21 protein-coding genes are annotated in these 24057 nt (G+C 65.7%); 16 read left to right on the top strand and 5 right to left on the bottom strand.

Features of this window, described 5'->3' with window-relative positions; translation table 11 throughout:
• The first annotated feature begins 4 nt into the window (after positions 1-4).
• From LK996_RS01980 to LK996_RS01965, 4 genes are all read left to right on the top strand, one after another.
• On the top strand, positions 5-388 hold the full coding sequence (locus LK996_RS01980; protein ID WP_230525500.1) for a type IV pilin protein: 384 nt from the start codon (positions 5-7) through the stop codon (positions 386-388).
• Between the two features lie 47 nt (positions 389-435).
• Positions 436-1701, top strand: a complete 1266-nt coding sequence (locus LK996_RS01975) for an RNA polymerase sigma factor (RefSeq protein ID WP_230525499.1) — start codon at positions 436-438, stop codon at positions 1699-1701.
• Between the two features lie 67 nt (positions 1702-1768).
• Entirely contained in the window at positions 1769-2377 is a 609-nt protein-coding gene (locus tag LK996_RS01970) for a GIY-YIG nuclease family protein (protein WP_230525498.1), read from the top strand.
• Positions 2374-2994, top strand: coding sequence for an HD domain-containing protein (locus LK996_RS01965; protein ID WP_230525497.1), 621 nt, complete (start codon positions 2374-2376; stop codon positions 2992-2994). The genes LK996_RS01970 and LK996_RS01965 overlap by 4 nt, the downstream gene beginning before the upstream one ends.
• A gap of 110 nt (positions 2995-3104) precedes the next feature.
• Here LK996_RS01965 and LK996_RS01960 read toward each other — a convergent pair whose 3' ends face one another.
• Both LK996_RS01960 and LK996_RS01955 read right to left on the bottom strand, forming a co-directional pair.
• On the bottom strand, positions 3105-3413 hold the full coding sequence (locus LK996_RS01960; protein ID WP_230525496.1) for a hypothetical protein: 309 nt from the start codon (positions 3411-3413) through the stop codon (positions 3105-3107).
• Positions 3377-4240 (bottom strand): dienelactone hydrolase family protein, encoded by an 864-nt coding sequence (locus LK996_RS01955; protein ID WP_230525495.1) that lies wholly within the window; start codon positions 4238-4240, stop codon positions 3377-3379. The genes LK996_RS01960 and LK996_RS01955 overlap by 37 nt, the downstream gene beginning before the upstream one ends.
• A 171-nt stretch (positions 4241-4411) precedes the next feature.
• Between LK996_RS01955 and LK996_RS01950 the strand changes: the two genes are divergently transcribed.
• The 10 genes from LK996_RS01950 (at position 4412) to LK996_RS01905 (ending at position 13836) form a co-directional block, all read left to right on the top strand.
• Positions 4412-4564: a hypothetical protein gene (locus tag LK996_RS01950; protein ID WP_230525494.1), complete on the top strand. Its 153-nt coding sequence runs from the start codon at positions 4412-4414 to the stop codon at positions 4562-4564.
• Positions 4565-4707: 143 nt separating this feature from the next.
• Positions 4708-6462, top strand: a complete 1755-nt coding sequence (locus LK996_RS01945; protein ID WP_230525493.1) for a M1 family metallopeptidase — start codon at positions 4708-4710, stop codon at positions 6460-6462.
• 127 nt (positions 6463-6589) lie between these two features.
• Entirely contained in the window at positions 6590-7195 is a 606-nt protein-coding gene (locus tag LK996_RS01940) for an alpha-ketoglutarate-dependent dioxygenase AlkB (RefSeq protein ID WP_230525492.1), read from the top strand.
• Entirely contained in the window at positions 7192-8502 is a 1311-nt protein-coding gene (locus LK996_RS01935; protein ID WP_230525491.1) for a DUF763 domain-containing protein, read from the top strand. Before LK996_RS01940 ends, LK996_RS01935 begins: the two co-directional genes overlap by 4 nt.
• The gene (locus LK996_RS01930) at positions 8499-8651 is read left to right on the top strand and encodes a hypothetical protein (protein ID WP_230525490.1); all 153 of its coding nucleotides are present in this window, start codon (positions 8499-8501) and stop codon (positions 8649-8651) included. Before LK996_RS01935 ends, LK996_RS01930 begins: the two co-directional genes overlap by 4 nt.
• A gap of 35 nt (positions 8652-8686) precedes the next feature.
• Positions 8687-10270: a protein adenylyltransferase SelO gene (locus LK996_RS01925; protein WP_230525489.1), complete on the top strand. Its 1584-nt coding sequence runs from the start codon at positions 8687-8689 to the stop codon at positions 10268-10270.
• A 21-nt stretch (positions 10271-10291) separates the two neighbouring features.
• On the top strand, positions 10292-12178 hold the full coding sequence (locus tag LK996_RS01920) for an ATP-binding cassette domain-containing protein (RefSeq protein ID WP_230525488.1): 1887 nt from the start codon (positions 10292-10294) through the stop codon (positions 12176-12178).
• 148 nt (positions 12179-12326) lie between these two features.
• The gene (locus LK996_RS01915) at positions 12327-13034 is read left to right on the top strand and encodes an RHS repeat-associated core domain-containing protein (RefSeq protein WP_230525487.1); all 708 of its coding nucleotides are present in this window, start codon (positions 12327-12329) and stop codon (positions 13032-13034) included.
• Positions 13034-13417 (top strand): hypothetical protein, encoded by a 384-nt coding sequence (locus LK996_RS01910; RefSeq protein ID WP_230525486.1) that lies wholly within the window; start codon positions 13034-13036, stop codon positions 13415-13417. The genes LK996_RS01915 and LK996_RS01910 overlap by 1 nt, the downstream gene beginning before the upstream one ends.
• A gap of 59 nt (positions 13418-13476) precedes the next feature.
• Positions 13477-13836 (top strand): hypothetical protein, encoded by a 360-nt coding sequence (locus tag LK996_RS01905; protein WP_230525485.1) that lies wholly within the window; start codon positions 13477-13479, stop codon positions 13834-13836.
• A gap of 11 nt (positions 13837-13847) precedes the next feature.
• On the opposite strand, the gene LK996_RS01900 is transcribed toward LK996_RS01905, so the two are convergent.
• The 3 genes from LK996_RS01900 to LK996_RS01890 form a co-directional block, all read right to left on the bottom strand.
• A complete protein-coding gene (locus tag LK996_RS01900; protein WP_230525484.1) occupies positions 13848-14852 on the bottom strand; it encodes a transglutaminase-like domain-containing protein in 1005 nt (334 codons plus the stop codon).
• Between the two features lie 106 nt (positions 14853-14958).
• Positions 14959-15408 (bottom strand): barstar family protein, encoded by a 450-nt coding sequence (locus tag LK996_RS01895; protein WP_230525483.1) that lies wholly within the window; start codon positions 15406-15408, stop codon positions 14959-14961.
• The gene (locus tag LK996_RS01890) at positions 15405-15872 is read right to left on the bottom strand and encodes a guanyl-specific ribonuclease (RefSeq protein ID WP_230526804.1); all 468 of its coding nucleotides are present in this window, start codon (positions 15870-15872) and stop codon (positions 15405-15407) included. The genes LK996_RS01895 and LK996_RS01890 overlap by 4 nt, the downstream gene beginning before the upstream one ends.
• Positions 15873-15959: 87 nt before the next feature.
• Between LK996_RS01890 and thpR the strand changes: the two genes are divergently transcribed.
• Both thpR and LK996_RS01880 read left to right on the top strand, forming a co-directional pair.
• Positions 15960-16484, top strand: a complete 525-nt coding sequence (thpR, locus tag LK996_RS01885) for an RNA 2',3'-cyclic phosphodiesterase (protein WP_230525482.1) — start codon at positions 15960-15962, stop codon at positions 16482-16484.
• A 223-nt stretch (positions 16485-16707) separates the two neighbouring features.
• Complete coding sequence (locus LK996_RS01880; protein ID WP_230525481.1) at positions 16708-23880, top strand: SpvB/TcaC N-terminal domain-containing protein; 7173 nt, start codon at positions 16708-16710, stop codon at positions 23878-23880.
• The last annotated feature ends 177 nt before the right edge of the window (positions 23881-24057 follow it).

The raw sequence follows: 24057 nt of genomic DNA, 5'->3' as shown, positions 1-24057 counted from the left end.
CCCAATGCGCAAAGTATTCGGATTCACGCTGCTCGAACTGATGATCACGGTGGGGATCGTCGCGATCCTCGCCTCGCTGGCGCTCGCCGGTTACGACTTCGCGACGCGCAAGACGCGGCGCGCGGCGGCGACCGGTTGCCTCACGCAACAGGCGCAGGCGATGGAGCGGCATTACACGACGACGATGACGTATCTCGGCGCCGCGATCCCCGCGTGTTCATCGGACGTCACGCCGTACTACACGATCCGCCCAGCCGCCGGCGAACCGACCGCAACGACGTACACGCTGGAAGCGGTGCCGATCGGCGGCCAGGCCAAGGACACCTGCGGGACGCTGTCCCTCAACCACACCGCGCGCAAGACGCCCGCCACGCAGGGCTGCTGGTAAGCGGAGCGGGTTGCCATCGCGCGGCGGCGGTGTTGTCATCGCCGCCCATGGCGACCACCGACGCACACGTCCGCCGCACCATCGATGCGGTGTGGCGGATCGAATCCACCAAACTGATCGCGGGCCTCGCGCGCATGGTGCGCGACGTCGGCCTGGCGGAAGAGCTCGCGCAGGATGCGTTCCTCGCGGCCGTCGAGCACTGGGCGAAGGACGGCGTGCCCGACAAGCCCGGCGCGTGGTTGGTGGCCACCGCCAAGCGGCGCGCGATCGATCGCCTGCGCCAGCACGCGTTGCATGCGAGCAGGCAGCACGACATCGACCACGACGACGATTGGCGACCCGCGGAACTGGCGGCCGATCCCGAAACCGCGGCCGACGACGTCATCGGCGACGACGTGTTGCGCCTGGTGTTCACCGCGTGCCATCCCGTGTTGTCGGTCGATGCGCAGGTCGCGCTCACGCTGCGCCTGCTCGGCGGCCTGACGACGGATGAGATCGCGCGCGCCTGCCTCGTGCCTGAGCCGACGATCGCGCAACGCATCGTGCGGGCCAAGCGCACGCTGAGCGAAGCGAACGTGCCGTTCGAAACGCCGGGCCGCGACGAATTGCCCGAGCGCCTCGCCACGGTCCTCGGCGTGGTCTACCTGATCTTCAACGAAGGCTACGCGGCGACCAGCGGCGGCGACTGGATGCGCCCGGCGTTGTGCGACGAAGCGCTGCGCCTGGGCCGCATCCTCGTCGCGCTCGCGCCGCTGGAACCGGAAGTGCACGGCCTGCTCGCGCTGATGGAACTGCAGGCTTCGCGCCTCGGCGCGCGCACGCGCGCGGACGGCACGCCGATCCTCCTGCTCGAACAGGACCGCACGCGTTGGGATCACCTGTATATCCAGCGCGGCCTCGCGTCTTTGCGCCACGCCGAACAGCTGCGCGGCGCGGAAGGCCCGTACGCGCTGCAGGCGGCGATCGCGGCGTGCCACGCGCGCGCGCCGACCGCGGCCGACACCGACTGGCCGCGCATCGCCGCGTTGTACGACGTGCTTGCGCGCGTGATGGGCTCGCCGGTGGTCGAACTCAATCGCGCGGTCGCGTTCGCGATGGCCTACGGCCCGCAGGCGGGACTCGACCTCGTCGACGCGCTCGTCGACGCGCGCGAACTGCGCGAGTACCACCTGCTGCCGAGCGTGCGCGGCGATTTGCTCGAAAAGCTCGGCCGCCTCGACGAGGCGCGCGCGGAATTCGAACGTGCGGCCACGCTCGCGCGCAACGAACGCGAAGCCGAATTCCTCCGGCGTCGCGCGGAAGCGACGCGCTGATGAACCGCCGGCGGAACCGCTGGACGCGCTGACGCCGCGTCGATCCCGCCTGCGCGAGCATCGCGCCATGCCCGTCGATCGCCGCGATCCCGCCGGTCCCACGCAGAGTCGTGGGCGCTGCCACTTGTACGTGCTGCCGGTCGTCGTCGAGGACCTGCTGAAGCTCGGGTTCTCGCGCGATCCGCTGGTGCGACTGCAGCAGTTGCATCCGCGCTGGTACGAACAGTTCGACCTCGATCGCGCGTTCGCGATCGAAACCGAGTCGGTGCCCGACGCGCGCAAGCTCGAGTTGCGCTATCGCCGCGCGCTGGAAGACCACAACGCGCCGCGTCCGCTGACGATGCGCGACGACGCGGGCGGCGCGCGCGAGTGGTATCGCGGCGCGTACGACGCGCTTGCGCAGGCGGCGCGCGAGCTCGAAGCGGAGGGTTATCGCGTGCATGCGCCGCTGCGGCCGTGGCTGCGTGAGGTGTTGGCGAAACGCGCCGACCTGTTGTTCGACTGGACGAGTGCGCTAAGCGTCGACGACCTCGACACACCGCGCCCGAGCGGCCTCGGTGCGACACCGGCCCAGCGCAGCGTGCGCGATGCCTTGGGCGCGTTCGACGCCTTGGACATCGACCTCGCGCCCTGGTTGCCGGACCCCGTGCTGCGCTGGCATCGTGCATCGCGATGAGCGACCCCTTCGCCAACCTGCCGTTCGACCTGCCACCCGCACAATGCGAGGCGATCGCCGTCGCGTACGCCACGCCGCCGCGCGCTTACCACGACCTGCACCACGTGGGCGAAGTGCTGCGGCATTTCGCGGACGTCGCGCAGGGGCCGGGGTGGACGCATCCGCACGACGTCGCGTTCGCGGTGCTGTACCACGATGCGATCTACGTGGCGGGGGCGAAGGACAACGAAGCGCGTTCGGCGGCGCTCGCGCGCGAACAGCTTGCGCAATGGCCGATGGCCGGCGTCGACGCCGATCGCGTGGCGACGCTGATCGAACTCACCGCGAAACACGGCACGCTTTCGCCCGAGGATGTGCCCGATGAAGAAACGCGCCTGTTCCTCGATTGCGACATGGCGATCCTCGGCGCGGAGACGGCGGTGTTCGATGCCTACGATCGCGGCATCGCGGCGGAGTATCGCGGCGTCGTGCCGGGATGGTTGTTCGCGATCAATCGCAAGCGGTTCCTGAAAGGGCTGCTGTCCCGCGAACGCATCTACCTCAGCGACTTCTTCCAGGGCCGCCTGGACGCGCGGGCGCGCACCAACCTGCGCCGCGCGATCACGACGAAGCGCTAGGAGCAAAAACAGGGGCAAAAACAGGGGTCAGAAAAACAGGGGTCAGAGCACCATTTCGGCCGAAATGGTGCTCTGACCCCTGTTTTTCTGACCCCTGTTTTTGCTTTTCCTCAGGGCGGGGTGGTCGCGTCGGCCAGCGCGCGCAGCGCTTCGACGCGCGCGGTATCTCCGCGCGCTGCAAAGGCAGGCGGCAAATACGACGCCGCCCCCGCGTGAACCCACGCGAGTTGCCGGCGCGCGGACCACGCCACGCGTGGATCCGTATCCGACGCGCGTTTGCGCAGCGATGCGATGCGCAACTCGCGCAGTGTCGTCGCATGCGACGGCGGTGGTTGTTCGCGCCCCTCGGTGTAACGCGCATTGAATCGCTCGCGCCACGCATCTAATCGCTTGCGATGGCGCGCTTCCTCGTCGCGCAACCTTGCTTCGAGCGTACGCAACCGACGCACTTCGGGCGAGCGGTCGAGCGCATCGGCGTCCTTGCGGAACGCCGCGACGTCACGCAGTCCGTCGAGGTCGCGCGCGCAGTGGTCGAACACGCGCCAGCGATCGAGCGGGTCGGCCGTCGCCTTCGCATCCGCCTCGCAGGTCGCCACGCACGCGTCGAGGAATGCCGCATCACGCGGCAACGCGCCCGTACGCATCGCCTGCAGGTCCATCCACGCGATCGCCTCGCGAAGCCCGGCGACGCAGGCCACCCGTGCGGCCCGTCGTACACCTCGAGTCGATGCGGCGTGCCGTTTCGCGCGAGCGCTTCGTCGAGCGCGTGCATTTCCTGGAAGTTGTAATCGGTGGTGCCGGTCCAGCCGAAGAAGGGCGGTGCATCGGACGCCAGCGGCGGCAACTCCGGCGGCCGTCCACCCGCGCTGCCGATCAACCCCGCGACCTTGCCGCGCAACACGGGCGCGACGACCCACAACGTCTTCGCGGTGCCCGACATGCCGGTCAGATACACGCGCTTCGGATCGTGCGGCACGTTCGCGCTTTCGATCAGCAACGCATCGAGCGCGCGCAGCGTGACGCCTTCCTGCGTGTCGCTGCGGCTCTGCCACGACGACATGACCGCCCAGCCGCGTGCGCGCGCGCCATCGAGCACCAGGTCGCGCGCCATCTCGCCGCGGCCGCGCGGGTCGAGCACGATCAGCAGCGGCGTGCGTTGCGATGCGCCATCAGGCAGGTACAGGGCGTACTGCTGCGCGGGATCGGCGCGGGTGGGGACGCGCGCTTCCAGCCGTTCCGCGGCCATCGCACCGCAGCAAAGGGAAGTCGTGAGGGCCGCGAAAACGCAGGCCGCCCCGGCCGCCATCCGTCGTATTCCACTCATGGGGGGCGAGGGTAGTGCGGATGCGGCTCGGATTCACGCCGCTGCGACGGTCGCTCCCCGAGGCTGCGCTTCCAATGCAGGGGGATCGCCATCATGACCAGGAAACTGCGCCGCCGGCTGCGCGTCATTGCCGCCCGTGCAACGGTGTGTGCCGTGATGATCGCCGCGCTGGGCGCCACCGGCTGGCGCACGCAGGCCGACGTGGACGCTGCAGAAGCCTCGCAGGCGGCCTTGTTCGCGCATTGAGCAAGGAAGACCCGTAGTACCAGCCCTTGTTTGAATCCCTCGACGCGCGACCCGCGTCGCGCCGCAATGACTTCAAGCAGGGTGCCACGCGGCCCGCCGCTGTGGCATCGTCGCGCGATCCTTTCGCCGACCGAGTCCCCAGCATGACCTTCCGCGTCGCCCTGCTGCCCTGCGCCCTGGCCGCCGTCCTGACCTCCAATGCCTTTGCGGCCGACCAGGCTGCGGTGCCGAAGCAACAGGACGACCAGCCCGGGCTCACCGAGTTCACCTATCACACGGGCCTGCCGCGCGCGCCGCAGCAGGAAGCCGTCGTGTTCGAACTCGCGGACCTGAAGTTCAAGGTCGATCCGGCGAACAAGCACCTCGACGGCGACGCGACGCTGACGTTCCGCGCGACGAAGCCGGTCGATGCGCTCGTCGTCGATCTCGATCGCAACTTCAAGGTCGCTTCCGTCGAAGTCGACGGCGCAGCGGTGACCAACTGGAAGAACCCCGAAGGCCGCATGACCGTGCCGCTCGCCAAGCCGCTCGCCGCGGGCGACGCCGCGAAGCTGCGCATCGTCTACGACGGCAAGCCGCACGTCGCCAAGCGCGCGCCATGGGATGGCGGTTTCGTGTGGGCCACCGCGCCGACCGGCGAGCCGTGGGTCGCGAGCGCGATCCAGGGCAACGGCTGCGACCTGTTCTGGCCGTGCATCGACCATCCGCAGGGCGAGCCGCTGCAGGTCGACCAGCACGTCACCGTGCCCGCGCCGCTCGTGTCGGCGGGCAACGGCATCGCGATGGGCATGGACGAGAAGGACGGCTGGCGCACGTACCACTGGCGCACGAAGAACCCCGACACCTACGCGATCTCGCTCAACATCGGTCCGTACGAACTGCTGGAAGGCACCTACAAGTCGCGTTACGGCAACACCTTCCCGATGCAGTTCTGGCACCTGAAGGACCGCGGCGCGAAGGCGAAGGAACTGTTCGCCGAATTCACGCCGATGCTCGACTTCTTCGAGGAAGTCATCGGCCCGTATCCGTTCGCCGACGAAAAGATGGGCGTGGTCGAAACCCCGCACCTGGGCATGGAGCACCAGACCATCAATGCCTACGGCAACGAGTACAAGAAGTCCGAGTACGGCTACGACTGGCTGCTGCAGCACGAGTTCGCGCACGAGTACTTCGGCAACCAGCTGACCAACAAGGACTGGGACGACATGTGGCTGCACGAGGGTCTCGGCACCTACATGCAACCGCTGTACATGCAGTGGCTGCGCGGCGACATGGAGTACCACGCGAACCTGTTCAAGCAGCGCGCGACGCTCGCCAACAAGCATCCGGTCGTCAGCGGCAAGTCGATGCGCGAAGAAGACGTCTACAGCGACGAGCGCGGTCCCGGCCACGACATCTACTACAAGGGTTCGCTGGTGATGGACACGCTGCGCCAGCTGATCGGCGACCAGGCGTTCTTCGATGCGACGCGCCTTGCCGTGTACGGCCGCACCGACCCCGCGCCGGGCAACTTCAAGCCGCTGTACGCGAACACGCAGGACTACATCGCCGCCGTGAACAAGGTCACCGGCAAGGACTACAAGTGGTTCTTCGACGTGTACCTGTACCAGCCCGCGTTGCCGGAACTGGTCGCCACGCGCGCGAACGGACAGTTGAACCTGGAGTGGAAGACCGGCGGCAAGCCGTTCCCGATGCCGGTCGACGTGCGCGTCGGCAACAAGGTCGAGACCGTCGCGATGACGAACGGCCGCGGTAGCGTGCCGATCGCGGCGGACCAGAGCTTCACGCTCGATCCGCACTCGAAGGTGCTGCGCCAGCTCGCGCATGTCGACGCGTTCCAGAAGGACCGCGACGAGCGCGAGAAGGAAGAGGCGCGGAAGAAGGCGGCGGGCGGCTGATCGACGGCAGCTGACGTTCGAGGCGTTGCGCGTCCATGGGGCGCGCAACGCTGAACCGTTCACGCGCTTCATCCGCGAGCAAGCTCCGCATCGCACGACCTGAGACGCGCCGCGCGAAAATGCGCGCATGCAAGCCGTCTCCTTCGCCGCCGACCTGTTCAGCCAAGGGCCGCGCACGCTCATCGACGACCACGAAGGCGGGTGCGTCTACCACCCCGCCTTCATCGATGCCGCGCGCGCCGATGCGTGGTTCGCCGCGTTGCGCGATGAAGTCGAGTGGCGCAAGTGGAGTCGACCGATGTACGACCGCGTCGTCGACGTGCCGCGGCTGACGTCCGGCTACACGGTCAATGACGTCGAAGCGATGCCACCTGCGCTTGCCGCTGCATGCGAAGCGATCCGCGCGCACACCGGCGTGCCGTTCACGCACGTGGGCTGCAACTTCTACCGCGACGGCAACGACAGCGTCGCCCCGCACAACGACAAGCTCGCGACGCTGATCGCGGGCCATCCGATCGTGCTGCTCTCGCTCGGCGATGCGCGTCGCATGGAGATCCGCGAGAAGCAGCCGCCGCGTCGCGTCGTCCGCATCGACCTGGAATCCGGCAGCCTGCTGACGATGAGCCACGCGATGCAGTACTCGCACGACCACGGCATCCCGAAGACCAGGCACGCAGTCGGTCCGCGCATCAGCCTGGCGTTCCGCGTGCGGCCGCCGATGGACGACGAATGACGCGCCGCGGCGGCTCCGCCGATCTGCCGCTGCACGGCGGTCGCGTCCCGCAATGGCTCGCCTCGCGCATGACCGCGCTCGGCACGGTGATGACGCAGGCGATCGTGCACGAATACGGTCGCGACGAATTCCTGCGCCGCATGGCGCATCCGTTCTGGTTCCAGTCCTTTGGCGCGGTGATGGGCATGGACTGGCATTCCTCCGGCATCACCACCAGCGTCATCGGTGCGTTGAAGCGCGGGCTCACGCCGCTGGCGGGCGAACTCGGCCTGCACGTGTGCGGCGGACGCGGCAAGCATTCGCGCGCGACGCCGGCGGAGCTGCACGCGATCGGCGAACGCGTGGGGTTCGATGGCGGTGCGCTCGCGCAAGCGTCGAGGCTCGTCGCGAAAGTCGACAGCGCCGCGGTGCAGGATGGGTTCGACCTCTACCTGCACGGCTTCATCGTCGCCGACGACGGCAAGTGGACCGTCGTGCAGCAGGGCATGCAGGGCGAACTCGGGCAGGCGCGCCGCTACCACTGGTTGTCGGAAGGCCTCACGAGTTTCGTCGATGCGCCGCATAGCGCGATCGACGGGCCGGGGCAGGGGCGCATCGTGAATCTCGCCGATCGTCGCGCCGCTGGCTCGCGCGATGCGCAGATCGCGATGTTGCAGGACCTCGGCGCTTCGAGGATCGCCAGCGAGTACGCACGCCTGTATCGCGACGAAGAGGCGCGCACCAAGCAACCCGAGCCGACCCGCGCAAGCGCGCCGACACCCGCGCAGGGCGAACTCCTCCCGCACCTCGCGATGCCCGACCACCACGACGTGCGCAGCGAAAACATCGTCACGCGTCGCCTGCACGGCGCGCTCGCCGCCGCCGAAGAGAACGGCCCGAAGGATTTCGAACACCTGCTGCAGGTGCCCGGCGTCGGCGCACGCACCGTTCGCGCACTCGCAATGGTCGCCGAAGTGCTGCATGGCACGCCGTGTCGCTTCACCGATCCGGCGCGCTTCTCACTCGCGCACGGCGGCAAGGATCGCCACCCGTTCCCAGTGCCGACGAAGGTCTACGACCACACCATCGGCGTGCTGAAGTCGGCCGTGCGCAACGCGAAGCTCGGGCGCGAGGACGAACTCGGTGCGCTGCGCCGCCTCGATGCGCAGGCCCGCGCGCTCGAACGCACCGCGACCGGCCCGTCGGTCGAGGACTTCATCGCCGGGGAGCGCCGCCACTCGCACGACTACGGCGGACGCAGCATCTTCGGATGGGAACCACCTGCTAAGCTCGACGGCACTCCCGCAACCACACGAAAGCGCGCATGACCTGGGTCGGCATCCTGCTTCTGATCATCTGCATCTGGGTGGCCTTCAAGGTGGTGGGCGTGTTGTTCAAGGTCCTGTTGTGGGGCGCGGTGATCGTCGGGCTTTGGTGGCTCGCGGCGCCGTTCCTGGGGCTGCCGCGGCCGTTCTGACGCCGCGCACGCGCCGTCTCGCGCACAATGGCGCGATGGACGAACGGCGCTTCGACAACCTGCGGTTCGACAATCGATTCCTCGCGCAGCTGCCGGGCGATCCCGAGACCGGGCCCGGCATCCGCCAGGTCGAGGCGGCGTGGTCGCGCGTGCAACCCACGCCGGTCGCCGCGCCGCGCCTGGTCGCGTATTCGCGCGAGATGGCGGACATCCTCGGATTCAGCGAAGCGGATGTGCGTTCTCCCGCGTTCGCGCAGGTGTTCGGCGGCAACGCGCTGTTGCCCGGCATGGATCCGTTCGCCGCGAACTATGGTGGCCACCAGTTCGGCCACTGGGCCGGGCAACTCGGCGACGGCCGCGCGATCACGCTCGGCGAAACGCTCGACGCGCAAGGGCAGCGTTGGGAATTGCAACTGAAAGGCGCAGGCCCGACGCCGTATTCGCGCAGCGCCGACGGCCGCGCGGTGATGCGTTCGTCGATCCGCGAGTTCCTGTGTTCCGAAGCGATGCACCACCTCGGCGTGCCGACCACGCGCGCGCTGAGCCTGGTCGCGACCGGCGAGCCCGTCGTGCGCGACATGTTTTACGACGGCCATCCGAAGGAAGAGCCCGGCGCGATCGTGTGCCGCGTGTCGCCGTCGTTCATCCGGTTCGGCAACTTCGAACTGCCGTATTCGCGCAACGACGCCGACGGCCTGCGCAAGCTCGCGGACTTCTGCATCGCGCGCGACTTCCCGGAGCTGCAGGGCGAAGGGGAGTCGTTGTACGGCGACTGGTTCGCGACGATCGCCGAACGCACCGCGGTGCTGATGGCGCACTGGATGCGCGTGGGATTCGTGCACGGCGTGATGAACACCGACAACCTGTCGATCCTCGGGCTCACCATCGACTACGGCCCTTACGGCTGGATCGACGCCTTCGATCCGGACTGGACACCCAACACCACCGACGCCGGCGGTCGCCGCTACCGCTTCGGCTGGCAGCCGAAGATCGCGTACTGGAACCTCACGCGCCTGGCGCACGCGCTCTCGCTCCTGTTCAACGATGTGCTGCCGCTCGAGGAAGGCCTGCAGCGCTACATGGATCGCTTCGTCGAAGCCGATCGCGACAACGTCGCGGCCAAGCTCGGCCTGCTCGAGGCGCGCGACGCCGACGTCGAGGCGATGCAGACGCTCAACGCGTTGCTGCAGATCGGCGAAGTGGACATGACGCTGTTCTTCCGCGCGTTGTCGAAGTTCGATGCACAGGCGCCTGTCGTCGCGCAGATCGACGTGCTGTTCGGACACGCCTTCTACGACGAAGAGAAACGCGCGCAGACGTTGCCGGGCTTCGCCGACTGGCTCCAGTGGTACAGCGAGCGCCTGCGCGAGGACGCGCGCCCGGCGGAGGAACGCCGCGCGCGCATGGACGCCGCGAACCCGAAATACGTCCTGCGCAACTACCTCGCGCAGGAAGCGATCGACCTGGCGGAGCAGGGGGACGAAAGCCGCGTGATCGAATTGCTCGACGTGATGCGCCGGCCGTACGACGAACAGCCCGGCCGCGAGCGGTTCGCGGCGAAGCGACCGGAGTGGGCGAAGACGAAAGCCGGTTGCTCGATGCTGAGCTGCAGCTCCTGATCCGCCGCTTACAATGTCGCGATGCCCCTGATCGCCCTCCAGAACGTCGACTACAGCGTCGGCGGCCCGCTCCTCCTCGACCACGTCGACCTGTCCATCGAACCCAACGAGCGCATCGCGCTGATCGGGCGCAACGGCGCGGGCAAGTCGACGCTGCTCAAGCTGCTCTCCGGCGACCTCAAGCCCGACGATGGTGAGGTGCGCCTGGAAGGCGGCCGCCGCGTCGCACGGTTGGAACAAGAAGTGCCCGGCGATGCGGTCGGCACCGTGTTCGATGTCGTGTCCGCAGGCCTGGGCGAAGCGGGCGCACTGCTCGCCGAGTTCCACCACATCAGCCACGCAGAAGTCGTCGACCAGCGCGCGCTGGCCGCGATCCATGCGCGCGTCGAAGCCGCGCATGCGTGGTCGCTCGACCGGCGCGTCGAGGAAACGCTGACCCGCCTCTCGCTCGACGGCGATGCCGCGTTCGCGCGCCTGTCCGGCGGCATGAAGCGCCGCGTGCTGCTCGCCCGCGCGCTCGTCTCGCAACCCGATCTGCTGCTGCTCGACGAACCGACCAACCATCTCGACATCGAATCCATCGACTGGCTTGAACAGTTCCTCAAGTCCTGGAACGGCGCGCTCGTCTTCGTCACCCACGATCGTCGCTTCCTGCGTTCGCTCGCCACGCGCATCGTCGAGATCGACCGCGGCCGCGTCACGAGCTGGCCCGGCGACTTCGACAACTACCTGCGCCGCCGCGAGGAGCGCGCGAATGCCGAGGCGCAGGAGACCGCGCGTTTCGACAAGCTGCTCGCGCAGGAAGAAGCCTGGATCCGTCAGGGCATCAAGGCGCGGCGCACGCGCGACGAAGGCCGGGTGCGGCGACTCGAAGCGATGCGCGTCGAACGCGGCGCGCGGCGCGAACAGATGGGCCGCGTGCGCATGGAAGTCGCGCAGGGCGAGTCGTCCGGCAAGAAGGTGATCGAAGCGCGCGACGTGAACTTCGCGTACGGCGATCGCGTGCTGGTTCGCGATTTCACCACGACCATCCTGCGCGGCGATCGCGTCGGCCTCATCGGGCCCAACGGCAGCGGCAAGACCACGCTGCTCAAGCTGCTGCTCGGCGAACTCGCACCGCAATCGGGCACGATGAAACCCGGCACCGGCCTGGACATCGCGTACTTCGACCAGCAACGCGCGAGCCTGCGCGAAGACTGGAACGCGATGGAGAACGTCTCCGGCGGCCAGGACTTCGTCGAGATCGGCGGCAAGCGCAAGCACGTGCTCGGCTATTTGCAGGACTTCCTGTTCACGCCCGAACGCGCGCGCGCGCCGATCACGCGCCTTTCCGGCGGCGAGCGCAACCGCTTGCTGCTCGCGCGCCTGTTCGCGCAACCGTCGAACCTGCTGGTGATGGACGAACCCACCAACGACCTCGACGTCGAGACGCTCGAACTGCTGGAAGAGTTGCTCGCCGAATATCCCGGCACGCTGCTGATGGTGAGCCATGACCGCGACTTCCTCGACCACGTCGTGACTTCGACGCTGGTGATGGAAGGCGACGGTCGCGTGGGCGAGTACGTCGGTGGTTACAGCGATTGGCTGCGGCAGCGGCCGCAGGCGGCGATTGCGCCAGCCGCGCCGCAGGCCGCGAAGGCCGTGCAGCCGTCGACTTCAAAGGCCGAAACACCCGCGCAACCCGCCAAGCGCCGCATGTCCTACAAGGAGCAGAAGGAACTCGAGACGCTCCCTGCGCGCATCGAGCAACTCGAATCCGAAGTCACCACGCTCACCGACGCCATGCACGACCCCGCGTTCTATCAGCGCGACAGCGCGGCGATCGTCGCGCACAACACGAAGCTCGCTGAAGCGCAGGCTGCGCTCGATGTGGCCTATGCGCGGTGGATGGAGCTCGACGCGGGCTGATTGCCCTTGGTAGGAATCTGCCTGCCACGGCGTAGATTCTCGTCGTTCTGAGCGCGACGGTCCGCGAATTGCAGCGACCGTTCCGCTATTACCGACATCACAGCGCTAGATAGCGTGCCCGCTCCGGCCAAGGGTCAGGGAGCGGCACGTGAACTTCATTCGCAAGTTCTGTCAGCGAGCGACCGCGCTCGTTCTGGCCGTCGGCATGGTTGCCACGACGGCCCCGGCGAATGCGCGCTTCGTCAGTGTCGACCCGGCGCCGCCGGATGCGCAGAGCGGCAGCAACTTCAACCGCTACGCCTACGCGGCCAACAATCCCCATCGATACGTCGATCCGGATGGGCGACTGCCCATCGCGATCCCGATCGTCATGGGCATCGGCTGGATGCTCACGTCGGGGCATGCCAATGCGCCGGCGCCTGGCGGTGCCACGTACTCGACGTCGGCCGGCGATGCTTTCGAAGGCTTCTCCGGTGCGTTACCGGCGGGTCGCGCAGTTGGACTTGGCAGGGCGATCACGTTCGGTGTCGCGCCCGTTTACGGCAATCCGCAAGTGACCAGGTCGGGCGGCAAGGAAACGACGCACGCCCCAACGAGTCAGCGCGTCGCCAACGAGAATGCGGAACGAAACGACGCGGGCAGTGTCCACATGAACCAGACACTGACCACCATCACGGGAGGCACAATAACTGCCTCCGTGCGGCCGGATGTTGCAGTCGTTCGGACGGACGGAAAAGTGGATGTCACGGAGGTGCTATCGCCGCGGCAAAACGCCTCGGACACGGTCAAAAAGTACCAAGACGCGTTGGGCGAAATGGCAGGTTCGATTACCTGCGTCCAAATGGACCATTGCTGATGGCAAGTTCGACACCAACCGACGACTTCTTTCGTCGAGATGAGGATCATCCCATCCCCGACCTGGATGTCGTCGACATCAACGTGGTCAAGAAGGGCGGGGGCTCGGACTTGATCATCATCATTGCTTCCCCCTTGCAGGATGACACTCGCTCCCTCGAACGCCTCATGAAGAAGATCGAGCGGTACCTCGGATTCGCAAAATCCGCGGAGTTTTGCGCGCAGAGTGGATTGTCGACGATCGATAACACGAAAATCATCGTCTACATCCATCCGGATTCTTCGCCGGTTGCCTTTGAATTGCTCGAGCGATGCAAGCCGTGGACGATCGAGAACGACGTGGTACTCGAAGTTGAGACGAATGGCGTCGCGCCGCCCCACTAAGCAGCTCATTTCTCTTGCGCCTCGCTGTTTCCCTTTCCATATCGTTCGACTCGACGCGCATGTTCGACCTTGATGACCAGCATCCGATACCGAACCTGGAGGTGGTGGACATCCAGGTCGTCAAGAAGGGCGGCGGGTCGGACCTCAGGATCATCATCGCATCGCCGTTGCAGGACGACGTGCGATCGCTGGAGCGCTTGATGCTGAAAATCGAGCGCTACTTCGGGTTCACGAAATCGCAGGAGTTCGTTGCCGAGAGCGGCGTTGCCACAGTGGACAACACGAAATTCATTGTCTGCATTCACCCGGATTCGTCGCGCGTCGCCTTCGATCTGCTGGAGCGATGCAAGCCATGGGCGATCGAAAATGGGGTGACGCTCGAGGTCGACAAGGACATCGTCATCGACTGTTGGCATTGAAGGCGTAAGAGCTACCGCGCCGCTCGCTTTGCTTTCTCACGTTCGATGGCCCGGAGGTATTGGGCCTCTTGCTCTGGCGTTTGCTCCTTCCAGCCCAACTGCTCGGCCTTTTCGAACCATTCGTTGTTCGAACGGCCAAGGCGTTGATACTCCGCCACCAAATGGATGGGGATGTCGGAGATATTGGGGTAGGGCTTCTTGATCCGCTCGTCGATCTGGAAGGCATAGGCAGTGCCCTTCCAGAGCATGGCCTTGTGATTCCGCGGATTCTCGGCAAGCACCAAGTCGGCAAGCGCCATGAGCGCGTCGCCGTCCCTGCGCCTGTAGTAGTCCTCTGCAAGCGTGCTGGCGATGGCGACGACATTCTCGCGCGGCCTCAGCGGACGGAGGTAGAGCTGATTGGCAACGGCGATCTCCGTCATGCCAGTCTCGCGTTCGTAGCTGCTGTCCGTTTTGAATCCGCCGGCCGTGGCCTCGAAGTTGACCCAAGCGTTTTGCCTGGCGTCACCGAACTTCACGAGAAAGTGCTTCGGCGCCTTCGCGAGCGTGACCGGCAAACCGAGCCTCTGCCCAAGGATCAAGACGAACATCGGCATGGAAACGCAATTGCCCTTCCTGGTTTCCAGGTACGTGGACAGCCGCTTGTTCGCGGGGTTCGCTCCCATTGGATCGTCCAGGTCGTACGTAAACGGCTTGTTGTCGTTCCATGGACCTGGCTCGTAGAGCGTCTTGATGAGCGCCGCGAAGGTGTTCCACTCGTCGGCGTCGCCAGAAACGTTGGCTCGCACCATGCGCTCCCAATGCGAGATCTGGCGATTGACGGACAAATGGTCCGTTGCTGGGTCGGTCAGCGAATCGACGGTCATTTTTACTGCGGCGTAGTCGATTCTCTCCTCCCGTTGTTCAAGGTGAACGCGAATCGGAGCCAGATCGTCGGCGTGCGCCAGTGTCGGGAGAAGTGCGAGACAAAACGCCGCGAGCTGTAACGCGTGGCGGCAGGAGCCGATGGCGCTCATGTGGGACAAACCGATCCGGGTGTTTGCCGAGTGTCTCGAATCGATGATCGATTAGCGGCCCACTCAAGAAGCTAGCGACGATTCCTGTCGAACCCGAGGAAAAGCACTACTCGCTCGCCTGTTGATCGATCTCGTCGAACACCGACTCCGGCAGCGCGATGAACGACCAGAACGGCACCTCGCGTTCGGCCCAGTCCTGCGCGGACTCTTCGAGGATCTCCAGCAGCGAGTCGAAGTCTTCGCCTTCGGCCTGGTGGAGCGCGCCGCCGTTCTCGAAGAGCAGCGCGAAGCCGGCCTTCGGCAGCCACGAGAGATCGCGCAGGCTGTCGGAGAGGGCATCCCAGTTGCGGCCGAAGGTGTTGGGGAAATCGAGCGCAGTCGAGATGCGCAGCAGCAGCTGGTGCTTGTCCGCGCCGCCGAGGTCGATGCGCCGCACCTGCAGGCCCGCGTCGCGCGCGGCGACGCCGAGCGTGTCGAGGTCTTCCATGGTGACGAAGTAGACGCCCGCGTTGTCGGCATCGGCCAGGCCGAGTTCCCAGCCGGAGTCGCTGCTCATTGCGCAGCCCCTGCATCGATGGCGCCCGCGTCGACGGTGAACGCGCGGAAGGAGCCGTAGTGGTCGTCGGTGTAGTACCACGTGACCGGCGGCTGTCCACCGGTGACGATGCGGCGCGCGCCGCGATGATCGAGGCCGGGCGTATCGACCGTGTATTCGCGATAGTAGCCGCGAGGCTGCGAAGGCAGGCGCCCTTCGCGATTGCCGAACACGCTGCCGTCCTGGCGATGCGGGAACGGTCCGCCGCGTTCGATCAGCGCGATGGTGTCGCGGGCTTCGGCTGGCAGGAAGTCGGGCAGGGCGGGCGATGCGCGCGTGTCGCGAACCTCGACAGCAGCCACGCCTGCGGACGCACCGCCCGACGGCGGAGCTTCGCCCGGCGCAGGCGATTGCACGGCGCGCGGCCAGAACAGCCACGCCGCGAGCAACAGCGCCGCCACCACCCAGATCCATGGATTGCGCAGGTGTCGTCGCATGGCGGCCTCCGGTGAATCGCTCCGTCGCGGTGTGTGTCGCACCATACTCCTATCGGTTGTTGACGGAGTGAGGCCGTGTCGGCGACTCGGAATCTTTTCTTCGCGCTCGCTCCGGATCCCGCGCTGCGTCGCGCGCTCGCGGAACACGCCGCGCGTCTTCACGCCGAATGGGGCGGCCGTGCCGTCGCACCCGCAAAACTGCACATGACGCTGCTGTTCCTCGACGCATTGCCCGATCCGTTGCCGGCCGACATCGTCGTCGCGGCGCGCGACGCCGCCGACACGATCGCGCAAGCGCCGTTCGATGTCTTCGTCGACCGCGCCGATCGATTCGGTCGTCGTGTCGGCTGGCTCGGCTGTTCACAGGTGCCGGCGACGTTGCAGTCGTTGCACGACGCGTTGGCGGAAGCAGCACGCGCGCGCGATGTCCCGGTGCGTCGCGAAGATCGTTACGTTCCCCATGTCACCACGATGCGCGATCCTCGACGCGCCGAACCGCATGCGATCGAACCGCTGCGATGGCACGTCGCACATTTCGAGCTGATGGCGAGCGCACAGGACGCGTACGAAGTCCTGGGAAGTTGGCCCCTCCGCGCCTGACCCCGAATTGCCGCACCGCACAACGAACGCGGCCGCCCGCGCCACTTGCAGTCACCTTCGTGATCAAGCGTGACTGCAAGTAGACGCCTTTGATTCCCTCACTTGACCGGGTCATCGGCGACTCTCTAGAAACGCCACGGGGGCCGTGGATTGCCCACGGCTGACGCAAGGACGCGGGGCGCATGCCTTGTGCGTGCGCGACGCGGAACGGGGACTTTCCGCAATGTCGAATGCTTCGTCGTCTCGGGCGCCGCTCGGTGCCGCCGGTTTTCTCGTGCTCGCCGCCACGTTCCTCGGGCTTCCCGCCCTGGGGCTGGTCTACGCGCTGACCTTCGGAGGGCCGACGATCAAGACGGCCGACACCGTCTCGGACACGGTCGGCGCCACCGCCGCGCAATTCCGCGTCGACGAATCGGGCGCAGCGACCTATTCGATTCCGATCTACACGGTGCCGGGCAGGGCAGGCGTCGCGCCATCGCTGACGTTGTCGTACTCCAGCCAGGGCGGCGAAGGGCCGATGGGCAAGGGGTGGTCGATCGGTGGGTTGTCGTCGATCACGCGATGCCGATCGACGCGCGAGGCCGGCGACTTCATCGTCGGCGGCGTGGCGACGGATGGGGTCGCAGAGCCGGTCGACTTCAGTGCGAGCGACCGGTTCTGCCTCGATGGGCAGCGGCTCGTGCCCGCGGCGGATGCGTGCGGCGCCGCAGGCGGTTACACCGGCATCTCCTACCGGACCGAAGTCGATTCGTTCTCGCGCGTGTGTGCGTGGGGCCCGACGGCGCAGGACCCGAAGTTCTTCACCGTTGCGCGCCGCGATGGCTCGACGACGTGGTACGGCGATCGCGACGTCGCGGCCAGTGCAGGCCCAGTTTCAACAAATGGTTTCTTTGCCAATACCGCCCCTGGAGCGCTCATATGGGCGCAAACGCGCATGCAGGATTCGGCGGGCAACACGATCGACTACAAGTGGAACAAAAACCCCAGCGGCGCGGAGAATGGAGAGTTGCTGATCAGCGAGGTGCAGTTCACCGGGAAGGTGCCGCGCGTGGGCACTACCGGCACTACACAGGCTCCCTTCGCGAAGGTCGTCTTCACTTACAGCGCACGACTTGCCGTTGACTGGACCCTCGGGTTCGCGTCGGGAACCATGATGCGGCAGACGCGGACATTGACCAGCGTGAAGTCCTGCGCGGACTTTGCTTGCGCAATGCCTGCTCGCTACTACGAGCTGACTTACGGACGAACCGTGAACGGCGTAAAGGTGGGTCTGGAGGACACGGGCTCACTTCTGCTGACCAGCGTGAGGGAGTGTCGAGATGCCAATACGTCATGCCTTGCGCCGACGACGTTTACATGGAGCACAGCCAAGAACGAACTCGCCACGAGCGATGGCTGGGTGCCTTCTCTGTTCGGCAGCCTGTTGAAATTCGAAGGCTTCAAGCTCGGCGACGTCGACGGCGATGGCCGTCCCGACCTGGTGTGGCTGAAGGACGGGTCGACCGGCGAAACCTGCCCGACCGAACACATCATGGTGTCGTTCGGCACGTTCGACGGCACGCAGCAGACGTTCCGAACGCCAGTCCTCGCGGGCTGCACGCCGACGGAACTGATGTCGAGCCTCGGCGGCGACAGCTGGCAGTTGTTCGACTACAACGGCGACGGCCGGGACGATTTCTTCGCCGCGGGCGCGCTTGGCCAGAACTACTTCCTCTACGCATCGCAAGGCGACGTCGCGGATCCGTTCGGCAACACGAACCTGCTGGCGAGCGTGCCGATCCCGGTGACGTACGTGGCGGGGGCATACACCAATCCGACGCATCCGCTGCTGACCGATTTCAACGGCGACGGCCTGCTCGACGTGATGTACAAACTCGCGGACAACACCTACCGCGTGCGACTGATGACGCGCAGCGGGGCGACGTGGGTCTGGGGAGCGGAGCGCACGATTTCCTTCACCACCGAGCAGCCACTCGTCTGTCCTGCGGAAGCCGTCGCTGGCACCTGCGCCTACAGCGCGGGCGTGCCCGTCATGCCCGACAAGACGCGCCTGGTTGATTTCGATGGCGATGCCGCGTCGGACATCATCTTCGAGAAGAGCGTCACCTACGACGACGGCACGGTCTATTGTCCGCCGCCAAATCCGCGTGATCCGGATCAGGAATCCTGCTCGCGCCGCACGGGCGTCGTTTACACGTTGCCGGGCCGCGTCAAGTCGATCACGGCGACCAACATCCAGTTCACCAACATCGGCGACGATCCGCTCCTCTACAAGAACACGATCCTGCAAGGCGGCGGCACCAACAGCCGGAATCTCCTCTTCGGCGACATCAACGGCGACGGCCTGACGGACCTCGTCTACGTCCGAGCCAATGAAAGCCCCGATGGCATGTTCGTTTACGCGTTGAACACGGGGCGCGGCTTCCTGCCCTACGTGGACATCGGCACGTTGCCGAAGTCCGACATAGCGCGCCTGGTCGACGTGAACGGCGACGGTCGCAGCGATCTGGTCTACGTCGAGTGGCAAGCGATGACGAACCCGTGGCGCTGGCGCCAGCGCCCGGCGTTGCGCGCGGGTGGCTTCGGCCCATCCGCGCAGATCCCGGGCAACCAGGCGATCGCGTGCCTCGGCGACCCCTGCGATCCGAAGCAATACGCCACGATGTTCAACGACCTCGACGGCGACGGTGCGCTCGACTACTTCACGATCTCGTTCGGCACATCGAGTCCGAACTTCGTGCGCTCGCAGTCGGCGGCGACGGCGGTCGGCAAGCCGCGCGACGTGATCACCTCGGTCGTCAACGGCCTCGGTTCGCGCACCGATCTCCAATACGCGGCGTTGACCAACGGCAAGGTGCATGTGCGTCGTGCCACGTCGCGCGATGCGTTCAACTCGGGCCGCGGCGCGCCGACGCTGGACTTCATCGCGCCGAGCTACGTGGTGGCGAAGGCATCGAGCAGCGCGCCGGTCGATGGCGATCCGAACGCGATGGCATCGGTGTACTACCGCTACGCCGGTGCGCGCATCCAGGCCGGCGGGCGCGGGTTCCTGGGCTTCGAGCAGGTGTACTCGTTCGATCCGAACCACATGAGCGGCGGCGTCGCCACCCAGACGAACTACGAGCAACGCTTCCCGTACACCGGAATGCCGGTGTCGACCAGGAAGTCGCGCTTCTCGACGTTCGCGGTCGAGGCCTGTCTCAACGACCCGAAGCAGGACGCATGTTTCGCCGAGCCGGGCGCGGCATTGCCTGCTTTCACCGCCACCACGTTCAGCCTGAACACACAGGTCTACGAATCGGATACCGAGTCGGCGGCCACGACGATCACGGCATTCGTGCCGGGGACGCAGAAACCAGTGCACGTGCGCACCAACAGCACGAGTGAACGGCTATACGACCCGACGACGGGCGCGGCGAGCAGCCGCGTCGAAACGGACTTCACGTACGGCGCCAACGGCAACGTCGCGACGACGCAGGCCGAGACGTACACGACGTGGTACAGCACCGAAACGCTGACGTCGACGATCCTGACGAGCAATACGTACAGCGACAACAACACGTACTGGTGGCTCGGCCGCCTGACCGGATCGGTGGTGACCCATCGACGCTCGGGCGTGCCCGACGTCGTTCGCAACACCGCCTTCACCTACGACGCGAACACGGGCGGGATGCTGATTTCCGAGCGCATCCAGCCGGGTGTGGTGGACCAGGACCTGCGCAAGCAGAAGACGTTCGATGTCTACGGCAACGTCACCGCGTCGATGACCTGCGCGAACCCGTCGACCGGTTGCGATACGTCGATCAGCTTCCATCCGGCGAGTGCGAACACCATCGAGCGTTACGCGCGCACGGTGTACGACGCGGAGAGCCGTTACCCTGTCGCGACGTACGAGCCGTTCTGGAACGGCACGGCAACCGTCGAGAAGCAAACGTCGGTCGTCGCTTCGCGCGACATCTTCGGCAACGTGACGCAAGCGACCGACGTCAACGGCAACATCAGCGCCGCGCAATTCGGTGCGTTGGGTCGCCCCTATGCGACGTGGACCGAAACCGGCGACAGCGGCACGCCGGGCACGGGCGGCATCTCGACGACGGTGACCTATCGCTGGTGCGGCACGGGCACCAATCGCGTGACATGCCCCGACGGTGCGAAGTACCGCGTGCGCAGCTGGTCGGATGCGGGGCCGATGTCCTGGTCTTACTTCGATGCACTGGGCCGCGAGGTGATGACGGTCAAGGAGACCTTCAATACTGCCTTGGTGAACAAGGAACTCAGCGCGGTGTGTACCGCGTACGAGGAGTCCGGCAAGCCCTCGCGCGTCACCAATCCCTTCTTCATCGCAGGAGCGCTCGCCAACATCGACTCGCTGGGCCTGGCGGCCGTCTGCCTCGGCAAGCCGTCGACGCAGTCGGTGTACGACACATTGGGCCGCGTCGTGCTGACGACCGGGCCCGACGGCAGCGAAGTCGCCACGTACTACAACCAGATGTTCACCACGATCACCGACGCGCGCGGCAACCCACGTCTGGAGTTGCGCAACGGTAAGGGCGAACTGCGCTACATCAAGGATGCATTCGATACGCAGCTCGACTACTTCTACAACGCCGACGGCACGTTGCGGTCGATCAGCCGCACGGCTTCGGCGGCGCGCGGCGCGGTGATCAACAGCTGGGCCTACGACGCGCTCGGACGCAAGATCTGGCAGAGCGATCCCGACTCCGGCGTCACCAACTTTGCCTACAACCCGGCGGGCGAATTGGTTGCGCAGTGGGATGCGGCCGGCAATCGCATCGACTACGACATCGATGCGCGCGGTCGCGCCTGGCGCAAGACGGTGAAGCGTGCCGATGGCGTCGTCGAATCGCAGTCGACGACGGTGTTCGATACCGCGGCGGGCGGCGTGGGCAAGGTGGCATCCGAGGAAATCATCGGCCAGTACATGGACCTGGTGGGACAGGCGGGGACGGAGGTCGATTTCCAGCGCACGTTCGGCTACGACGTGATGGGGCGGCCGCTGTCGAGCACGACGACCATCGATGGCGTCGCTTATTCCACCGCCGTCGCCTACGACGCGAAGAGCCGCCCGTTCCGCGCGCAGGACGTCAGCGGACGCTGGACCAAAACCGAGTTCAACTCGCGCGGCTTCGCGGCGGCGATCTGCGAGAGCAGCGCCGGCGACAATCTCGCCGCGTGCTCGACCAGTTGGCAGCGCACGCAGGAGACAGATGCGTTCGGTCACTCGCTCCGCGAAACGCGTGCGCCCGGCGGTCCGATGACCATCACTCGGACCTACGATTCATTGACCGGTCGACTCGAACAGTTGTGCGCGAACAAGGGCACCGCTGTCTGCGACCTGATGAACGAGGCCTACGGCTGGGACGGGAACGGCAATCTGCACACGCTGGTGAAAGAAGGTCGAACGATGGAGACCTTCACCTACGACGAACTGGATCGGTTGCTCGAAGCCAAGTTCGCCGCCACCGGCGTCGTGTCGCAGTCGTTCGTGTACGACAAGCTCGGCAACATCTGCCAGAAGAAGGAGTGGAACCAGACCATCTTCTACACGTACGGAGGACGTGCCGGCTGCGGCGCGGATGGTCTCCCGGGTGGCGGCTCGACGTCGGTGTTCGGTCCGCATCAACTGGTCGGATACAACACCACGACGTACATCACGTACGACGATCACGGCAACCAGCTCACGAAGATCCGCAGCGATGTGCCGACGTCTTGGCTGAACCGAGGTGTGAAGTACACCCTCGACGACAAGGGCTACGAGATCACGCTCGGGGACATCAACGGTTCGCCTTCCCAGCGGACGCGCTTCTGGTACGGCCCGGACGGCAACCGCTACAAGCGCGAAGACGGCAGCAAGCGCACGCTGTACTTCGGCAACGTCGAGGTGATCATCAACGGGGGCATCACCACGTATCGCCGTTACGTCGGCGATGTCGTCCAGGATGTCGTCGGCGGTGTTGCGAGCACGCGCTACGCGTTCAAGGACCAACTCGGCTCGATCGTCAGGATCGTCGATGGCAACGGCGTCGTGGTGCAGAAGCGCGACTTCGACGCCTTCGGTGAGAAGCGCAATCCGGACGACGCGCTCCTGCAGGGCGACGTGTATTCGCCGGAGTACACCACGCGCGGCTTCACCGGGCACGAAAGCATCGACGGCGCGTACAGGACGTTCGCGGTCCACATGGGCGGGCGCCTTTACGACTCGCTCGTGGGGCGCTTCATGCAGGCAGACCCGGTGATCCAGTCGCCAGGCAACATGCAAAGCTGGAACGCGTACACGTATGTGTTCAACAACCCGTTGACCTATACGGATCCGACGGGGATGTGGGGGGTGAAGGAGCAGAATGCGTTGCGGCAGGTGGCGGCGCTTGTCATCAGCGTCTGGACCGGTGGAGCGGCTGCAGGTTGGTGGACCATCGGTGGCCTCAGTGGGGCATCCGCAGCCGCGATTGCAGTAGCGGGCGGCTTCGCGGCCGGCGCCATCAGTTCCGGGACGATGAAAGGCGGCATTCTCGGCGCGTTTACGGCGATGGCCTCATTCGGCGTCGGCGTTGCGGCGGCAGATCTGGGAGGCGCAGCTCGCATCGCATTGCAGGCATTGAGTGGTGGCGTTGTCGAAAGTCTGCAGGGTGGCAACTTCGGCCATGCCTTCGCTGCAGCTGGGTTGACTGCCGCGTTCATGCCTCACGTCGGCGGTGGAACCAGGGTAGCGAACGCTACGTTGGGAGCGCTTATTGGCGGAGCTATCTCCGAAGCGACAGGCGGCAAGTTTGTCAACGGCGCGATTAGTGGCGCGATCCAGGGAGCCATGAGCAGTGGTGCAAACCAAGATAGCGACATTGTTGTTACTGGCGCCGGAGTCCGAGGTAGGAAGATCGTAGGGGACATCAACAAGCCAATCTTCTACGACGAGAACGGCAAACCCCTTAACGAGTTCACATCTTTGGAAGCAGCTCTCGCGGCAGGGGAGCAGGCAGCAACTCTGGCGAAAGAACAATCCGGAACAGTTTACGAGTACGGTGTTGCGACCATACAGGGCAAGCCGACCGCTGATGGTGAATCCACTTGGTATAACAGCATGGTTGTAACCAGCAGGAATCGCTCACGAATTAACTGGGACTTCGGCGCGGTCGATGGGCTCGTGGCGATCAATCACTCGCATCCGGATACGGGAGGGTTTTCGACTCAAGACAAGACCACCTACGACAACCTCCGCAAACGGTTTCCGAAGACCTTCATCGGGGTATACATGTTTGATGGCAAGGGCAACCACTGGTATGGCCCGGATAAGATTCCCGGCTTTAGAAGTCAACGTGACCACATGTGCGGAGTGAACTGGGAAGGCTGCGGCGCACTCGGTGAAGGATGGACGCCATGAGATCGCTCGTTGCAGCAGTTGTCCTGACGTTATGCTCGTCGTGCGCCAGCGCGGATAGAGATGGTTGCGGCTTCGATATTGACAAGCATCGGTGGGAACTCGTTTCTCCAGACCGAAGCAAGCCATTTAAGGAGTACCTTTTCGGCGATCCTGGTGCGAAGTGGTACGTCGACAGTT

This window comes from Noviluteimonas lactosilytica (assembly GCF_020866925.1).
Lineage (GTDB): Bacteria > Pseudomonadota > Gammaproteobacteria > Xanthomonadales > Xanthomonadaceae > Noviluteimonas > Noviluteimonas lactosilytica.
Note: the sequence above shows the minus strand (reverse complement) of the source record. Positions and strands in the feature narration are given on the sequence as shown.

Bases quoted from the DNA above. Each gene is read 5' to 3' on its own strand.
- LK996_RS01965 (WP_230525497.1), top strand. From the start codon at position 2,374: ATGAGCGACCCCTTCGCCAACCTGCCGTTCGACCTGCCACCCGCACAA.
- LK996_RS01905 (WP_230525485.1), top strand. From the start codon at position 13,477: ATGTTCGACCTTGATGACCAGCATCCGATACCGAACCTGGAGGTGGTG.
- LK996_RS01900 (WP_230525484.1), bottom strand. From the start codon at position 14,852: ATGAGCGCCATCGGCTCCTGCCGCCACGCGTTACAGCTCGCGGCGTTT.
- LK996_RS01950 (WP_230525494.1), top strand. From the start codon at position 4,412: ATGACCAGGAAACTGCGCCGCCGGCTGCGCGTCATTGCCGCCCGTGCA.
- LK996_RS01980 (WP_230525500.1), top strand. From the start codon at position 5: ATGCGCAAAGTATTCGGATTCACGCTGCTCGAACTGATGATCACGGTG.
- LK996_RS01895 (WP_230525483.1), bottom strand. From the start codon at position 15,408: ATGAGCAGCGACTCCGGCTGGGAACTCGGCCTGGCCGATGCCGACAAC.
- LK996_RS01975 (WP_230525499.1), top strand. From the start codon at position 436: ATGGCGACCACCGACGCACACGTCCGCCGCACCATCGATGCGGTGTGG.
- LK996_RS01920 (WP_230525488.1), top strand. From the start codon at position 10,292: ATGCCCCTGATCGCCCTCCAGAACGTCGACTACAGCGTCGGCGGCCCG.
- LK996_RS01940 (WP_230525492.1), top strand. From the start codon at position 6,590: ATGCAAGCCGTCTCCTTCGCCGCCGACCTGTTCAGCCAAGGGCCGCGC.
- LK996_RS01935 (WP_230525491.1), top strand. From the start codon at position 7,192: ATGACGCGCCGCGGCGGCTCCGCCGATCTGCCGCTGCACGGCGGTCGC.
- LK996_RS01945 (WP_230525493.1), top strand. From the start codon at position 4,708: ATGACCTTCCGCGTCGCCCTGCTGCCCTGCGCCCTGGCCGCCGTCCTG.
- LK996_RS01880 (WP_230525481.1), top strand. From the start codon at position 16,708: ATGTCGAATGCTTCGTCGTCTCGGGCGCCGCTCGGTGCCGCCGGTTTT.
- LK996_RS01910 (WP_230525486.1), top strand. From the start codon at position 13,034: ATGGCAAGTTCGACACCAACCGACGACTTCTTTCGTCGAGATGAGGAT.
- LK996_RS01925 (WP_230525489.1), top strand. From the start codon at position 8,687: ATGGACGAACGGCGCTTCGACAACCTGCGGTTCGACAATCGATTCCTC.
- LK996_RS01955 (WP_230525495.1), bottom strand. From the start codon at position 4,240: ATGGCCGCGGAACGGCTGGAAGCGCGCGTCCCCACCCGCGCCGATCCC.
- LK996_RS01930 (WP_230525490.1), top strand. From the start codon at position 8,499: ATGACCTGGGTCGGCATCCTGCTTCTGATCATCTGCATCTGGGTGGCC.
- LK996_RS01970 (WP_230525498.1), top strand. From the start codon at position 1,769: ATGCCCGTCGATCGCCGCGATCCCGCCGGTCCCACGCAGAGTCGTGGG.